Source organism: Ruminiclostridium sufflavum DSM 19573 (assembly GCF_003208175.1).
In the GTDB taxonomy this organism is placed as follows: domain Bacteria; phylum Bacillota; class Clostridia; order Acetivibrionales; family DSM-1351; genus Ruminiclostridium; species Ruminiclostridium sufflavum.
The window spans coordinates 76,291-90,711 of the sequence record NZ_QKMR01000015.1 but is presented as its reverse complement, the minus strand read 5'-3'; the positions used below and the strand labels follow the sequence as shown (position 1 = coordinate 90,711).

14 protein-coding genes are annotated in these 14,421 nt (G+C 39.0%); 2 read left to right on the top strand and 12 right to left on the bottom strand.

The window, feature by feature from the left end:
- Positions 1–113: 113 nt before the first annotated feature.
- Positions 114–719, top strand: a complete 606-nt coding sequence (locus tag LY28_RS12830) for a hypothetical protein (protein ID WP_110462597.1) — start codon at positions 114–116, stop codon at positions 717–719.
- 140 nt (positions 720–859) lie between these two features.
- On the opposite strand, the gene LY28_RS12825 is transcribed toward LY28_RS12830, so the two are convergent.
- The 4 genes from LY28_RS12825 to LY28_RS12810 form a co-directional block, all read right to left on the bottom strand.
- Complete coding sequence (locus LY28_RS12825) at positions 860–2,239, bottom strand: glycine--tRNA ligase (protein ID WP_110462596.1); 1,380 nt, start codon at positions 2,237–2,239, stop codon at positions 860–862.
- A gap of 534 nt (positions 2,240–2,773) precedes the next feature.
- Positions 2,774–5,515: a preprotein translocase subunit SecA gene (gene secA, locus LY28_RS12820; protein ID WP_110462595.1), complete on the bottom strand. Its 2,742-nt coding sequence runs from the start codon at positions 5,513–5,515 to the stop codon at positions 2,774–2,776.
- 297 nt (positions 5,516–5,812) lie between these two features.
- Complete coding sequence (locus LY28_RS12815) at positions 5,813–6,217, bottom strand: hypothetical protein (RefSeq protein ID WP_110462594.1); 405 nt, start codon at positions 6,215–6,217, stop codon at positions 5,813–5,815.
- 5 nt (positions 6,218–6,222) lie between these two features.
- A complete protein-coding gene (locus LY28_RS12810) occupies positions 6,223–6,519 on the bottom strand; it encodes a YerC/YecD family TrpR-related protein (protein WP_110462593.1) in 297 nt (98 codons plus the stop codon).
- A gap of 310 nt (positions 6,520–6,829) precedes the next feature.
- Between LY28_RS12810 and LY28_RS12805 the strand changes: the two genes are divergently transcribed.
- Positions 6,830–7,537 (top strand): flagellar brake protein, encoded by a 708-nt coding sequence (locus tag LY28_RS12805; RefSeq protein ID WP_165835564.1) that lies wholly within the window; start codon positions 6,830–6,832, stop codon positions 7,535–7,537.
- Positions 7,538–7,542: 5 nt separating this feature from the next.
- Here the strand turns inward: LY28_RS12805 and dinB are convergent, their stop codons facing one another.
- From dinB to LY28_RS12765, 8 genes are all read right to left on the bottom strand, one after another.
- Positions 7,543–8,745, bottom strand: coding sequence for a DNA polymerase IV (gene dinB / locus LY28_RS12800; protein ID WP_110462591.1), 1,203 nt, complete (start codon positions 8,743–8,745; stop codon positions 7,543–7,545).
- A gap of 235 nt (positions 8,746–8,980) precedes the next feature.
- Positions 8,981–9,334 (bottom strand): 50S ribosomal protein L20, encoded by a 354-nt coding sequence (rplT, locus tag LY28_RS12795; RefSeq protein WP_110462590.1) that lies wholly within the window; start codon positions 9,332–9,334, stop codon positions 8,981–8,983.
- 18 nt (positions 9,335–9,352) lie between these two features.
- Positions 9,353–9,550, bottom strand: a complete 198-nt coding sequence (rpmI, locus tag LY28_RS12790) for a 50S ribosomal protein L35 (RefSeq protein WP_110462589.1) — start codon at positions 9,548–9,550, stop codon at positions 9,353–9,355.
- Between the two features lie 17 nt (positions 9,551–9,567).
- Positions 9,568–10,062, bottom strand: coding sequence for a translation initiation factor IF-3 (infC, locus tag LY28_RS12785; RefSeq protein ID WP_242981267.1), 495 nt, complete (start codon positions 10,060–10,062; stop codon positions 9,568–9,570).
- 269 nt (positions 10,063–10,331) lie between these two features.
- Complete coding sequence (locus tag LY28_RS12780; protein ID WP_110462587.1) at positions 10,332–10,817, bottom strand: dihydrofolate reductase; 486 nt, start codon at positions 10,815–10,817, stop codon at positions 10,332–10,334.
- Positions 10,814–11,608 carry a thymidylate synthase gene (locus LY28_RS12775; RefSeq protein ID WP_110462586.1) on the bottom strand — a complete coding sequence of 265 codons (795 nt, stop codon included), beginning with the start codon at positions 11,606–11,608 and terminating at the stop codon, positions 10,814–10,816. Before LY28_RS12775 ends, LY28_RS12780 begins: the two co-directional genes overlap by 4 nt.
- A gap of 213 nt (positions 11,609–11,821) precedes the next feature.
- Positions 11,822–13,285 carry a glycosyltransferase family 39 protein gene (locus tag LY28_RS12770; protein ID WP_110462585.1) on the bottom strand — a complete coding sequence of 488 codons (1,464 nt, stop codon included), beginning with the start codon at positions 13,283–13,285 and terminating at the stop codon, positions 11,822–11,824.
- Between the two features lie 20 nt (positions 13,286–13,305).
- The gene (locus tag LY28_RS12765) at positions 13,306–14,298 is read right to left on the bottom strand and encodes a glycosyltransferase family 2 protein (RefSeq protein ID WP_110462584.1); all 993 of its coding nucleotides are present in this window, start codon (positions 14,296–14,298) and stop codon (positions 13,306–13,308) included.
- Between the last annotated feature and the right edge of the window lie 123 nt (positions 14,299–14,421).

Genomic DNA, 14,421 nt, shown 5'->3' with positions numbered 1-14,421 from the left:
ATCAATTCCTTTCTTATTTCAGGAGGCTGCAGCCGGTTACAATCAAACTTTACGGGAAATATATCCATTTTTTCGGCTTTAGTGATAAAATTGTTTTCAGGGGGTGGAAATATATGGAATATTTTAAAAAAAGGTTGAATTCCTTTTTAAGACTGATGGAAAAAACCAATTTAATTTCAATGGATTTTATCTATAGATTGTATTTCATGCAGATATTCGGTTCAAAGCTGTATTACAGGCATAAGGTGACATCTTACAGGTCATGCGCCTTTTGCCGTTATCTCTCTTATGATAAGCTTATAAAAAAATACATATGCTCCCATGGTGAATACGAGGCCTGCAGCTCACTGCTTCCATGCATTATTCCGGATTCCTCTTATATGTCAAGCAAAACCTATATTGAAGAGGAGGCTCAGACTCCGTGGTTATTTAAAGAAACCTGCCTGAATTTCGAGGTTTTGGATTTCAAGCATTATTTCAGAAATTTTGTTTCCTTTGACTTAAACAGCAGCGTTATCAAGCTGGAGGCGCTGGAAGGAATAGTAACAGGCCAATGCACAGGAAGCCTTCCTTGCCATATATGTGCGTGCGTTAATAAGGAACTCTATAATCATTGTTCTAATATCCAAAATTCCCTTAAGGCAGGAAAATGCATTAAAATCTATGATACCTTGAACAAATGCTTCTCCGCAGGTTCCGACCTGTCCAAAGTATCATAAAAAAGGCAATTGCTATCGTCCGATAGTAATTGCCTTTTTGCCGGCGTATATCCGTTATAGCCCAAACAATATATTTGCCCTCTTTAACAGACATGCTTGCTTCAATTGCCGATAAAGAGGGCATCAAATATGCTTTCAGCTTAAACTACAGGCAGCTTAACCTTGTCATTTAAATAATCAACCAATTCTTCGGTTTTAATTCTGATTTGCTTCATAGAATCACGTTCTCTGAGGGTTACAATTCCATCATTTATTGTGTCATCGTCAATACTGATTGCATACGGAGTACCGATAGCATCTCCTCTTCTGTACCTTCTTCCTATATTTCCTGCATCATCATAGGTTGCCATGAAATGCTTTTTAACATTATTATAAATTTCAAGTGCTTTTTCCCCATGCTTTTTCTTCATTACAGGAAGTACATTCAGCTTTATAGGTGCCAATGCAGGAGAAATCTTGAGAACAATCCTTGTGTCTCCGCTTTCCAGCTCTTCCTCCTGAAGTGCCTCAAACAGCACAGCCAGAACTATTCTGTCTACTCCATAGGTTGATTCGATAATATACGGAATATACTTTTCGTTTGTCAGCAAATCTATATAATCCAATCTCTTTCCTGAGAACTCACAGTGCCTTGATAAGTCAAAGTCGGTTCTGTTATGGGTTCCGTTAATTTCTCCCCATCCGAAAGGAAACAGATACTCAATATCGCAGGCAGCCTTTGCATAATGTGCAAGCTTTTCATGGTCATGGAATCTTAAATTCTCACTTGGCAGTCCAAGCAAATTGAAAAACTTGATTCCGTAATCCTTGAAGAAAGCATAAAGCTCCTCGTCTGTACCCTTCTTGCAGAAGGTCTGGTATTCCATCTGCTCAAATTCAATTGTTCTGAAGGTGAAGTTTCCGGGGGTTATTTCATTTCTGAATGCCTTTCCGATCTGTCCGATTCCGAAAGGAAGCTTTGCTCTCATTGTTCTCTGAACATTCAGGAAATTTACATATTCGCCCTGTGCATTTTCAGGCCTTAGATATATTGTATTGGTGGAATTTTGTGTTACTCCTCTTTCAGTGGCAAACATAAGATTAAATTGCCTTATGTCAGTAAAGTTTGACTTGCCGCATTTCGGACACGGAACATTATTTGTTCTGATATACTGAATCATTTCTTCGGTAGTCATTCCGTCAGCCTTTGCCTCTTCATCGAAGTCACCTATAAGATTGTCCGCACGGTGTCTTGTCTTACATTCCTTGCAGTCGAGAAGCGGATCCGAGAAGCTGTCCAGATGTCCGCTTGCTTTCCATACAGTAGGATTCATTAATATATCAGAATCTAACTCAAAGCTGCTGTCTCTGCTCTGAATAAAAAAGTATCTCCATGCATCTTTAATATTATTCTTCAGCCTTGTTCCCAGCGGTCCGTAATCCCATGTGTTAGCCAATCCGCCGTATATCTCGCTTCCTTGAAAAATAAACCCGTACTGATTGCAATATGCAACCATATCTTCCATCATCATCTTTTTCATCTTCCAATACTATGTGATAAAAGCTACTACCACATATCCTCCCATATTATAATTATTTTAAACCTGCCAAATAATATACCCTTTTTCATTTAAAATATAAAAAGCTGTATTTTAACAGCCTGAGACTACACAGCTTCATAGTCCAAAGCTTACAGCATAAGACAGCACTTGCAGGCGTAAACTCCCGCAGTGCTGCTTCTGGTATCTTGAATACGACTCTCCATTTTAATGAAAACCGGTTTAACATCGGACTTCGGCAGCATTAAATTCATTTATATTTAGCATATTTATAGTATATTCATATTTTTGTGAATATTTATACTACCCAGAGTCTTAACAATCGAAATTATAACACAAATTATTACGTGTGTCACTTTATTTAAAGAGTAATTTAAATTTGTTACAGCCAATAATAGAGGCTCCCGGCAAAAAAATACCCGGAGCAGATAAAACCCATCCTGGATTCACCACCTCGGGTACATTCCGATTCCTTTCTTCAATGCGGCTGTAATAGACTATTATCCTGCAGATTGCTTACTCATTAGCTCCGCAGCACTTTTTATACTTTTTACCGCTTCCGCATGGGCAGGGGTCATTTCTTCCCACCCTGCTGCTATTTGTAACAGGCTTCTTGGGCTCATCACCATGACTGGCATTAACAGGCTCGGCAACCTTCTCACGCTGGGGAGCATGCTCTCTGTCAATTCTTGATCTTACAAGCAGCTTTACCGAATCCTCCTGTATACTCTTTATCATTTCCTCAAACATCTGGTAGCCTTCAAATTTATATTCTACAACCGGATCTCTCTGCCCGTATGCCCTGAGACCTATTCCGTTTTTCAGCTGATCCATTGCATCAATATGATCCATCCATTTCTGATCAACAATTCTCAGCAAAACAACTCTTTCCAGCTCTCTCATAAGCTCAGTTCCAATATCAGCTTCCTTGAATTCATATATTTTATCAACAATTTCCATAAGCTTTTCTTTCAAGTCTTGCTTATCAAAGGAGTCACGTTCCTCCTTGCTTACCTCCAAGGCTCCCTGCGGCAGGAAAACGCTTTCAAGATAGCTCATCATTGCTTCCCAGTCCCACATATCCGCATATTCGCTCTCTGCACAATATGTGGCAATAACACCGTCTATAATACTTTCAAACATTTTTATAAATGAATCTCTTAGATTTTCTCCGTTAAGAACAGTTCTCCTCTGCTCGTAGATAACTCCTCTCTGGGTATTCATAACATCATCATATTGAAGGACTCTCTTTCTGATATCAAAGTTTCTTCCCTCAACCTTCTTTTGGGCATTTTCTATAGCATTTGTCAGCATACCGTGCTCAATCGGCTGATCCTCTTCAAGGCCCAAGGTCTCAACTATCTTGGTTAATCTTTCCGAGCCGAAAAGCCTCATAAGGTCATCTTCCAAAGAAATATAAAATCTTGAGGAGCCGGGGTCTCCCTGACGTCCTGCACGACCGCGCAGCTGATTGTCAATACGCCTTGACTCATGCCTTTCGGTACCTATAATATGAAGGCCGCCTGCTTCATAAACCTTTTCACGTTCTGTACCTGTAATTTCCTTATATTTTTCGTCAAGCTTGCCAAATCGTTCTCTTGACTCTAAAATCAGCTCATCATCCGTGTCATTGTAGCTTGTGGAGGCACTTATCAGCTCCTCTGGATAGCCCATCTTTCTCATTTCCTGTTTAGCCATATGCTCGGCATTACCGCCAAGTACAATATCAGTACCTCTGCCTGCCATATTGGTTGCAATAGTAACAGCCCCAAGCTTACCTGCCTGAGCTATAATCTCCGCTTCCTTGTCATGGTATTTTGCATTAAGCACCTGATGAGGAATTCCCTTTCTCTTGAGCATCAAGCTCAGTAATTCTGACTTTTCAATAGAAATGGTACCAATCAATACCGGCTGACCCTTTTGATGCCGCTCAACGATATCCTCGATTACTGCATTTAATTTGCCCTTTTCATTTTTGTATACAACATCGGAAAGGTCTTTTCTTGCCAGATCCTTATTTGTCGGAATTACTATTACGTCCAGCTTATATATCGTATTGAATTCATCTTCCTCTGTTTGTGCCGTACCTGTCATACCCGAAAGCTTTGTGTACATCCTGAAATAGTTCTGGAAGGTTATAGTCGCAAGAGTTTTGCTTTCCCTCTCCACCTTAACCCCTTCTTTTGCTTCAATAGCCTGATGCAAGCCGTCACTGTAACGTCTGCCGTACATCATTCTTCCGGTAAACTCATCAACAATGATAACCTCTCCATCCTTGACCACATAGTCCTTTTCGTTTTTCATAAGGCCATGGGCTCTCAGTGCCTGATTGATATGATGCGATATAGTCATATTTTCCGGATCCGACAGGTTTTCAATACCGAAATATTTCTCTGCCTTTTTAATACCGTTTGAGGTTATCACAGTTGTATGTGCCTTTTCATCAACAATATAGTCCTCGTCAAACATTTCATCACTGTCAACCTTGTCATCCATCTGCTTGATAATCTTTGCCTTCAGTGTCAAGGCAAAGGCATTAGCTCTTTTGTACATGTCAGTGGATTTGTCTCCCTGCCCTGAAATGATAAGAGGTGTTCTGGCTTCATCAATAAGGATGGAGTCAACCTCATCCACAATTGCATAATGCAAATCCCTCTGTACCATATCCTGCTTGTAAATAACCATATTGTCTCTCAGATAATCAAAGCCCAGCTCATTGTTTGTTCCATAAGTGATGTCACAGTTATATGCAGCACGCCTTTCTTCATTTTCCATATCATGAACTATCAAGCCTACCGTCATGCCCAAAAAGCTGTAAACCTTACCCATCCACTCACTGTCACGTCTGGCCAGATAATCATTAACAGTTACAACATGTACTCCCTTTCCGGCAAGAGCATTCAGATATACAGGCAATGTCGCAACAAGGGTTTTACCTTCACCTGTTTTCATTTCCGATATTCTTCCCTGATGCAGAACAATACCGCCAATCATCTGAACCCGGAAATGCCTCATTCCCAGTACTCTTTTCGAAGCCTCACGAACAACAGCAAAAGCTTCGGGCAATAAATCATCCAGAGCCTCCCCATTTGCTATACGCTCTTTAAATTCAGGCGTTTTTGCCTTCAGCTCAGCATCTGTCAGCTTTTGAATTGAAGGTTCAAATTCATCTATTTTGTCAACAATCGGATAAATTCTTTTTAATTCTCTGTCACTATATGAGCCTATTACTTTTTCAACAATACTTTTGATTCCCATAATTATACTCTCCATTCACAAATACATGTTTTTAAAATTTGAAACAAATCAGCTCCCACAAAATAAGCTGAGCTTTAACTCTTATTCAGCATTTTTATAACTAAGGTTAATTTAAAATATCAAGACAGCGGCTATCGGTCTGCAGCATCAATAATAGGGCTAATCTGTAAAAAGCTGCTTGCTTGTTTTTACAGTCTTTTACCATAATTGCCGCAAAAAGAGTGATTTACAGGCATGGCTGTACACATATCCGACAAGATGTAACTGCTGTATGAAATAATATTTAAAGAAAGCAGATCAGCAACAAGCCGGTGGAGAAGAGTCTCCAAGACATAACAGATTACGCCGTGAGATAACTGATAATCTGTTATTAGAACAAATAAATAAGGCGACAGCAAAAATTAAAAAAGCTGTTATAAAGCAAATCCCAAGGGTCTCAGAATGGCTGCTGCCGTTTTTAGCTTTTGAATCAATTGTATCCTGAGAAATCAGCTTGTAAAAAGCTGCTGGTGTACCCTTTCTTTCTAATGTGCCTGTTTTCCTTATATTAAAATCAGAGATAACATTAATGTTATCTTGCATTACATCCAAATAGGAAAGGTTAAACAAATAGTAATTGATTAACTGCTCAGAGCAATAAACCCCACTCTCTGAAGCTAAAGTAGACAATATTATTATGCTTAAAAATAATTTTCTTAACATGTATGCTACTTATCCTTTTCTTCAAGTCTGTCTAAAACAAGATTGTACCCGTCTGCCCCGTAAACCAGACATCTGTTTACTCTGCTTATGGTTGCAGTACTTGCGCCCGTCTGCTCGCTTATGTCGGTATAGGTTTTCCTGTCCCGAAGCATCTTTGCAACTTCAAGCCTTTGGGCTAATGCTTTTATCTCAGATATAGTAGAAATATCTTCAAAAAATTTATAGCATTCTTCTCTGTTCTTCAAAAGCAAGATAGCATCAAAAAGGCTATCCGTATGTTTATCCTGTATTTTGGAATTCATAATAAAAGCACTCCTAGTAATAAACCGGCATACTCCTGAAAACCGGCACTTCCGTACAAGCAAATAAGCTTATAACGCTTTAAGGAAATCTGAACAATACCCTTTATAAAATACAATAACAGTTTTTTCAAAAACAGTCAAGGTTATATGTTTACAGATGCAATACTTCCTGTATTAATATGGTATTCTTAAAATAAATATGGTATTATACTTATAGTGTAAGCTTTATAATTATAAACTGAGTCCATGCTGGTGCTTTATTGATGTACGTACCTAAACTCAGAGTATGGACTTGCTGTGGAGATATCAGATGGATGCAAATATGATAGCGCTTGGAACAAAGCTGGAAATAAAAATACCTTATAACGGTAACAGTGATACCTCAAATACATATACAAGTCAGTTAATCGATATTATTGACAGGAAAACAGTCAGCATTGCAGCCCCGATAAGTGAGGGCAAATTCAAGTATCTTAATATGGGTCTGGATTTATTTGTATTCTTTCTGGATGAACATAAGGACTTTCTATTTTTTAATGCAATTGTTAAGGGTCACCGCAAGAATGGTCCCATTGAAGCCTTTGATATTACCATTACCAGTGAAATAAAAAAGCTCCAAAGAAGAGAGGCTTATAGATTAGATACCGCACTAAGCTGCAAATATACAATTATTGATTCCCGGCTTCCAATCACCGAAAGCAGTAATTCCCCGGAAATACCCATTGCAGATTTAAAAACCGCAGCAACGACAAACATAAGCAGCAACGGAATTTCTTTGCATGTTGATGAAGCACTTGAAGCAGGTACGGTTCTTTATATTATTGTTGACCTTGAAGAAGGCTCAAGCATAAAGGTAATTGCTCAAGTAAAACGTTCACACCATATAGAAAGCAAGCATTACATGGCAGGCCTGCGTTACATAAAAATAGATTCCCATGACTCTCAGATCTTGACAAAATTTATTTTTGCAAAGCAGCGGCTTATGCTGAAGAACAAAATGCCTTCAAAATTTAAATAGCAAAATTATTCAGGTTTTTTTATCTGTGCCGCACGGGTTACAGCTTTTGTACCAAGCCTCAGCCGTATGCCATCTATGGCTTTTTCAATTTTTTCTTCCTTTTGTGACGCATTATAATTATCATCATAAATATCCTCCTGTTCAAAAAGTGACAGCTGCCTGCAGGAGCATTCCTGTTCAAACCCGCTTATACTAATACCTATCAATCGCACAGGTTTTACATTGTTCCAGTTTTTTTTAAGCAGGGCAAAGCCTTTTTCATATATATCCCTTGTCAAGCATGTTGGCTCTATGCTAATTTGCCTGTTTATACTCTGAAAATCCGAGTATTTCACTGTAATCTGAATGGTTTTTGCCTTTTTATTGTATCTTCTTGCATCAAAGCCAATTTCCTCACACATTTCAAGAAAAACAGCTCTGACTTCCTCTACCTCAGTTATATCTTCAGCAAGGGTATTTGATCTTCCTATTGACTTCATTTCTCCTGCGGTATGAGGTGTCACAGGGGAATTATCAATGCCGTTTGCCAATCTTTGCAATTCTGTTCCCTGTTTGCCTAAGGCCTTACATAATGTCCTTGCATTAAAGCCTGCCAAATCTCCCACTGTCTGTATCCCGATATTATTAAGCCTTATACCCGTCTGCCTGCCTACTCCGTATAAGGCTGTAACAGAAAGAGGCCATAGCTTTGCCGGAACATCCCTTACCCACAGCTCGGTTATCCCCATAGGCTTTTTTATTTCCGATGCAATCTTTGAAAGAAGCTTATTTTCCGAAATCCCTATGGAACACCATAACCCTAGTCCGTTCTTAATTTCTGTCATTATCCTTTCTGCAGCCTCAACCGGTGAACCAAATAGTCCTTCCGTACCTGTCATGTCCAGCCATGCTTCATCAATACTGTTTTGTTCGATAACCGGTGAATAATTTCCCAGCAAATTCATTACAGCCCTTGATTTTGACTCATAAAAATAATGGTCAGGAGGAACAAGCACCATATCCGGGCATAGCTTTAAAGCCTGATGTATAACCATTGTTGTTTTCACGCCGAATTTTCTTGCCTCATAATTGGCTGCAAGTATTATGCCTGTCCTTTTTTTCGGGTTTCCCGCAACTGCAGCCGGTCTGCCTGCTATTTCAGGATTTCTTGTCATTTCACAGCTTATAAAAAAAGCATTCATATCAACTAAAAAAACTACTCTTTGCATCTGCTTTTCCCCTCAGGTGCATAAATCCTATAATCCCGCACGGAAATACATGTACGCTTGAAAACGCTGGAACTAAGAGCTGTAGCACTTATATATCTGCCTTAAATCAAAAGCAAAGACAATCTGAGCTTCAAGCCGGCTCGAAAGCAATCTTCGCTTTGCAGGCACTTCTGCCCTATTGCCTTGATTATACCAAAAAGGAGCCCTATCCGGACTCCCTATATTTTAATATATATTATTTGGCACCCTTTGCCAGCTCAGCAAGCTTTGTAAATGCATCTGCATCATTTACCGCCATATCGGCAAGAACTTTTCTGTTAAGCTCTATTCCCGACTTTTTCAAGCCACCGATAAATTTACTATATGATAAACCGTTTATTCTTGCAGCAGCGTTTATTCTTGCTATCCAAAGCTGTCTGAAATCTCTCTTTTTTAATCTTCTGTCATTATATGCATAATTTCCGGATTTCATAACGGCTTGCTTAGCCATTTTAAAGAGCTTGCTCTTTGCTCCGAAATATCCCTTTGCGAGCTTCAGCATTTTTCTGCGTCTTGCACGAGTTCTCATCGCACCTTTTACTCTTGCCATAACCCTTTGTCCTCCTTCTTATTTATATGGAATAAGTTTTTTTACTGTAGCTAAATTTGCGTCTGAAACATAAGCTCCTAATCTATGGTGTTTCTTAGCCTTTGTAGCCTTAGAAACAAGTCTGTGGCTTCTCCATGCATGTCCGCATTTTATCTTTCCGCTAGCCGTAACTCTAAATCTTTTCTTTGATGCACTGTGTGTTTTTAACTTTGGCATAATTTTCTCCTCCTGTCCTACTGCTTTGGATTAAGTATCATTATCATACTTTTGCCCTCAAGTTTTGGTTTCTTTTCAACTATTCCAACATCTTTTACTTCTTCTGCAAACTTATCAAGTATCTCGTGTCCTATTGAGGTGTAATGCATTTCTCTCCCCCTGAATTTTATAGATACCTTTACCTTGTCTCCGTTTTGTAAGAACTTATATGCATTCTTAACCTTGAATTCAAAATCATGGGCCTCTATTGAAGGTGAGAATCTGACTTCTTTTATATTTATGATCTTCTGATTTTTTCTTGCCTCTTTCTCTTTTTTAGCAAGCTCAAACATATATTTGCCATAGTCCATAATCTTACAAACAGGCGGTACCCCTTGCGGTGCAATCTTTACCAAATCAAGATTTTTAGTGCTTGCAAGTGTTTGGGCTTCTTTAATTGATATAATGCCAAGCATTGTACCATCAGAATCTATAAGTCTGACTTCTTTGTCTCGAATTTCCTCATTGATCATTAATTCATTTTTGCTGATAATTGACACCTCCGAAATTTAATAGGCTGGAAGATTACTCTTCAAGTCCTGCATTATTTAAAAATCACAATAAAAAAAGTGGATAGAAGAAATATCCACAATAATATCTAAGTCTTGAACGTATAATACGCATGGAACTGATATTTACCTTGCAAATCAAATGTTCGCCAGGTGAGAAGTGGAAAACTTCTTCTTGTTTTGCATATCTATGATATCAGAAACCTTTCCCTTTGTCAAACTATTTTTCTATTTTACGGCTCAATCCTTTCATATACCAGAAAAGCATAGTCATAAGGATTTTTTTCATCCTTTACTCCCGGCTCTCTGGATACCAGCTTCCACTGCGAATAATCAAGCTCAGGAAAAAATGTATCCGCTTCAAAAGCCTGATTTATCTCTGTTATATACAGCTTACCGGCAATTGGCAAAAAGGCTCTGTATATTTCCGCACCGCCTATCACAAAGCAATCAGTGCTTTTAACTGTCTCAGCGGCTTTCTCAACCGAATCTGCAATTATACATCCGTCCCGAAAGAACTCCTTATTTCCCGTTATAACAATGTTCGTCCTTCCGGGCAGTGGCCTGCCTATTGATTCAAATGTCTTCCTGCCCATAATAACCGGCTGTCCCATTGTAGCCCTCTTGAAGTAAGCCAAATCCGCAGGAAGATGCCAAGGCATTTTATTTTTGTATCCTATAGCATTATCCTTGCCCATAGCAAATATTATTGAAATCATACTGAAATAGCCCCTTTTATAAGAGGATGCGGATCATAGCCCGTCAATGTAAAATCCTCATATTTAAAATCAAATATGTCCTTAACCTCAGAGTTTACAAGCATCTTCGGAAGCATCCTCGGTTCTCTTGTAAGCTGAAGCCTTACCTGCTCTACATGATTTAAGTAAATATGCGTATCTCCCAAGGTGTGAACAAACTCTCCGGCCTTTAAACCGCATACCTGTGCAAGCATCATTGTAAGCAATGCATATGATGCTATATTGAAGGGAACTCCGAGAAACACATCGGCACTCCTCTGATACAGCATACATGAAAGAGTACCGTTTGCCACATAAAACTGATAAAAACAATGACAGGGCGGCAAAGCCATTTTATCTATCTCTCCCACATTCCACGCACACACAATAAGCCTTCTCGAGTCCGGATTGTTTTTTATCTGCTCAATAACCTCGCTGAGCTGGTCAATATTCCTGCCTCCGGCAGCAGGCCAGGATCTCCACTGATGCCCGTATACAGGGCCCAAATCACCATTTTTGTCAGCCCATTCATCCCATATGGAAACACCGTTATCCTTTAAGTACCTTATATTTGTATCACCGCTTATAAACCACAGCAGTTCATGTATTATTGACTTCAAATGCACCTTTTTAGTTGTAATCAAAGGAAATCCATCCTGCAGATTAAATCTCATCTGATTTCCAAAGGTACTGATTGTCCCCGTACCTGTTCTGTCTTCCTTTTTTATACCGTCTGCCAATATATGCCTGCACAAATCCAGATATTGCTTCATTTTCGCCCTGCCTCCCGCTCTATATTTGAAATAAGCCCTGAAAATACAGGCTCAGCTTTGCCAAGTCCTGTTTGAGCTAAACTCAAAAATCAATCAAATAGCTGCTTTAATATTTTTATAATAGCTATTATTTCATAATACCGGTATAAAAAGCAATAATAAATATTCTAAAAATTTGCCTGTGCCGGCAAGCTAGGAATAACCGCATTATATTCACGGATACCTTTCCCTGTACTCCCTTAGACTGTAAAAAACTGCTTCACAGCCCTTTGCAGCCAGAATAAATACTATTGTCATTGCAAAATACCTGTACCGGACCTGTATTTCTATAAAAAAATGTATTCCGAAGTAGCATAAAAGTATCAATGAAAGCAGGGCTACGCCATGATTGATTTTATTTTCCCAAGCTGATCTGCAAAAACCCGCAAGCATGAGGATAAAAATAAATATATAATACATTTTTTCTGATTTCAGAATAATAGGTTCAATCTTCTTTACTTCTTCTGAAGGTACAAGCTGCCCATCTATCTGTTGGTAAAACCCCCAGCTCAAAGTGTCGCTTCCGGCCCACATTGCTATCTGCTTTGCATTCATCAGCCCAGCCAATTTCTTAATTCCGACGGACAGGCGCTGTTTAATAACTTGTTCTGCAGCTTTATTGCGTTTATTGAAATCCTGTATTCTGTATATTTCATATTCGTCCTCATATGAAAATTGTCCCTTAGCCTCATAATTAAGACCAACAACAAATTTCCAGAGAGGAAAATTGTTTGCAAGTCCTTCTGAATTAATATCCGCATGTTTTACAGCAGCCGAGCATCCATAGCTTACAAGCAAATAAGAAAGCAGCAGCATTATAACACTGCCTGTTTTTAGAAGTTTTCCAGACCGTATTATTTCAATTATCTCCCATATTATTGAAGCAGCTATAATAACAATTCCTATAGGCCTGACAGTATTTCCGACAGCAATTACCGCTCCTGCAAGAATACCCTTTACTGCCCAATTCAGCCGTTCAATGAGAAGCACATATATTGACGATAAAAACATACATGCAGCAAAATGCTGATTTGTCAAGACAGGTGCCAGAAAATAAGGTGCAGGATACAGAAGATATAAAAGCGATACTGCTCTGGCAGTATAATCATTTGATATTTTTCGTGCTATCAGGTATATAAATACATTTGTGCCCGCCATAAAGAAGCAATTTGCAAGCTTTAAAGTCAGCAGACCTGTGCCAAAAAGCTTCATTAAGGCGGCGTAATAAATAACAGGCCCTGTCTGGTAAGCCCATGTTCTGAAGTATTCCATATCTTCGAGAGACCTGCCGCCATTCAGCAATTTTAATGCATATTGATAAAAAACATCAAAATCCGAAACAGGCTTTATATCTGTCAAAAACGCCGGTATGCTTTTTGTCAGAAAGCCCAGAACAAAAACAGCAAGCACAAAAGCCGCCGGCGAAACCTCTGCCTTGTATGCTATAAAGCAGGCAAATGCAAACAGAATCAGAGCCAGAGCCGCATACCCTGCATATGACACAGCCTTACAGCTGACTGCACATATAAAATTCAGTAAAATTAAATACAATGAATATAAAGCTAAAACAGAAATTAAGGCCTTGACAATGAAAGCCCCTGTTTTCGTTTCGGTATTAGGCCGGAAGTATCTAGCCATTCTTATCTGCCTCAGTTTTTTTATCCGATATTTTTTCCTTCATCTTTATCCGTCTTATCATTTTCCTCAATATTTTTTGTGTCAAAGCCCAACAGCTCTCCGACAATATATAAAGGTCTGGCCTTTACTTCCTCATATATTCTCCCCACATATTCTCCCATAATACCTAGAACAATAAGCATTACCCCGTTAAAAAACAGAGAAACAGCCATAGAGGATGCCCATCCTGATGCCACATCATTTTTTGTAAACTTCTGAATTAAAACCACTATAAGATAAATAAAGCTAAATGCCGAAATAATCATTCCGGTAAATGTCGCCAGCTTCAAAGGCTTATATGAGAAAGAAAATATGCCGTCTCCCGCAAGCTTAACCATCCTTTTAAGGGGATATTTTGTTTCTCCGGCAAACCTTTTTTCACGCCTGTACTCAACACTTGTCTGCTTGAATCCAACCCAGCTTACCAGCCCTCTTACATATCTGGAGCGCTCGGGCAGGCGCTTCATCGTATCGCATACTTTTCTGTCTATCAGCCTGAAATCACCCACATCAACAGGAAGCTTCACATCTGTCATACTGTCGAGAAAGCGGTAGAACATTTTGGCGGTGAACTTCTTGAAAAAGGTTTCTCCTTCTCTTTGCAGCCTTTTTCCATATACAACCTCATAGCCCTCCTGCCACCTTTCCACCATCTTCAAAATAACCTCCGGAGGGTCCTGCAAATCCGCATCAATTATAACGACCGCATCGCCCTTGGCGTAGTCCATACCTGCTGTTATGGCTATCTGATGCCCAAAGTTTCTCGCAAAATTAATAACGCGTACCTCAGGCCTGTTTTTTGCGATTTGAGTAAGCTTGCGGTATGTATCATCCTTACTCCCGTCATTTATAAAAATGTATTCAACCTGCATAAAATAGTCTCCGAATACATCTGATAATCTCCTAAATGTTTCATCTATGACCTCCTGCTCATTGTAAACAGGAACAACTATTGACAGCAGTTTTTTTTGCATATCCATATTCCTCACTTTCAAGCCGTGTTTTTCACAAAACCAATTATAACACATCAACAATTCTAATCTATAATAAATGACACATATTTATAATTATTATCATTTTTATTGTTTAATAGTACT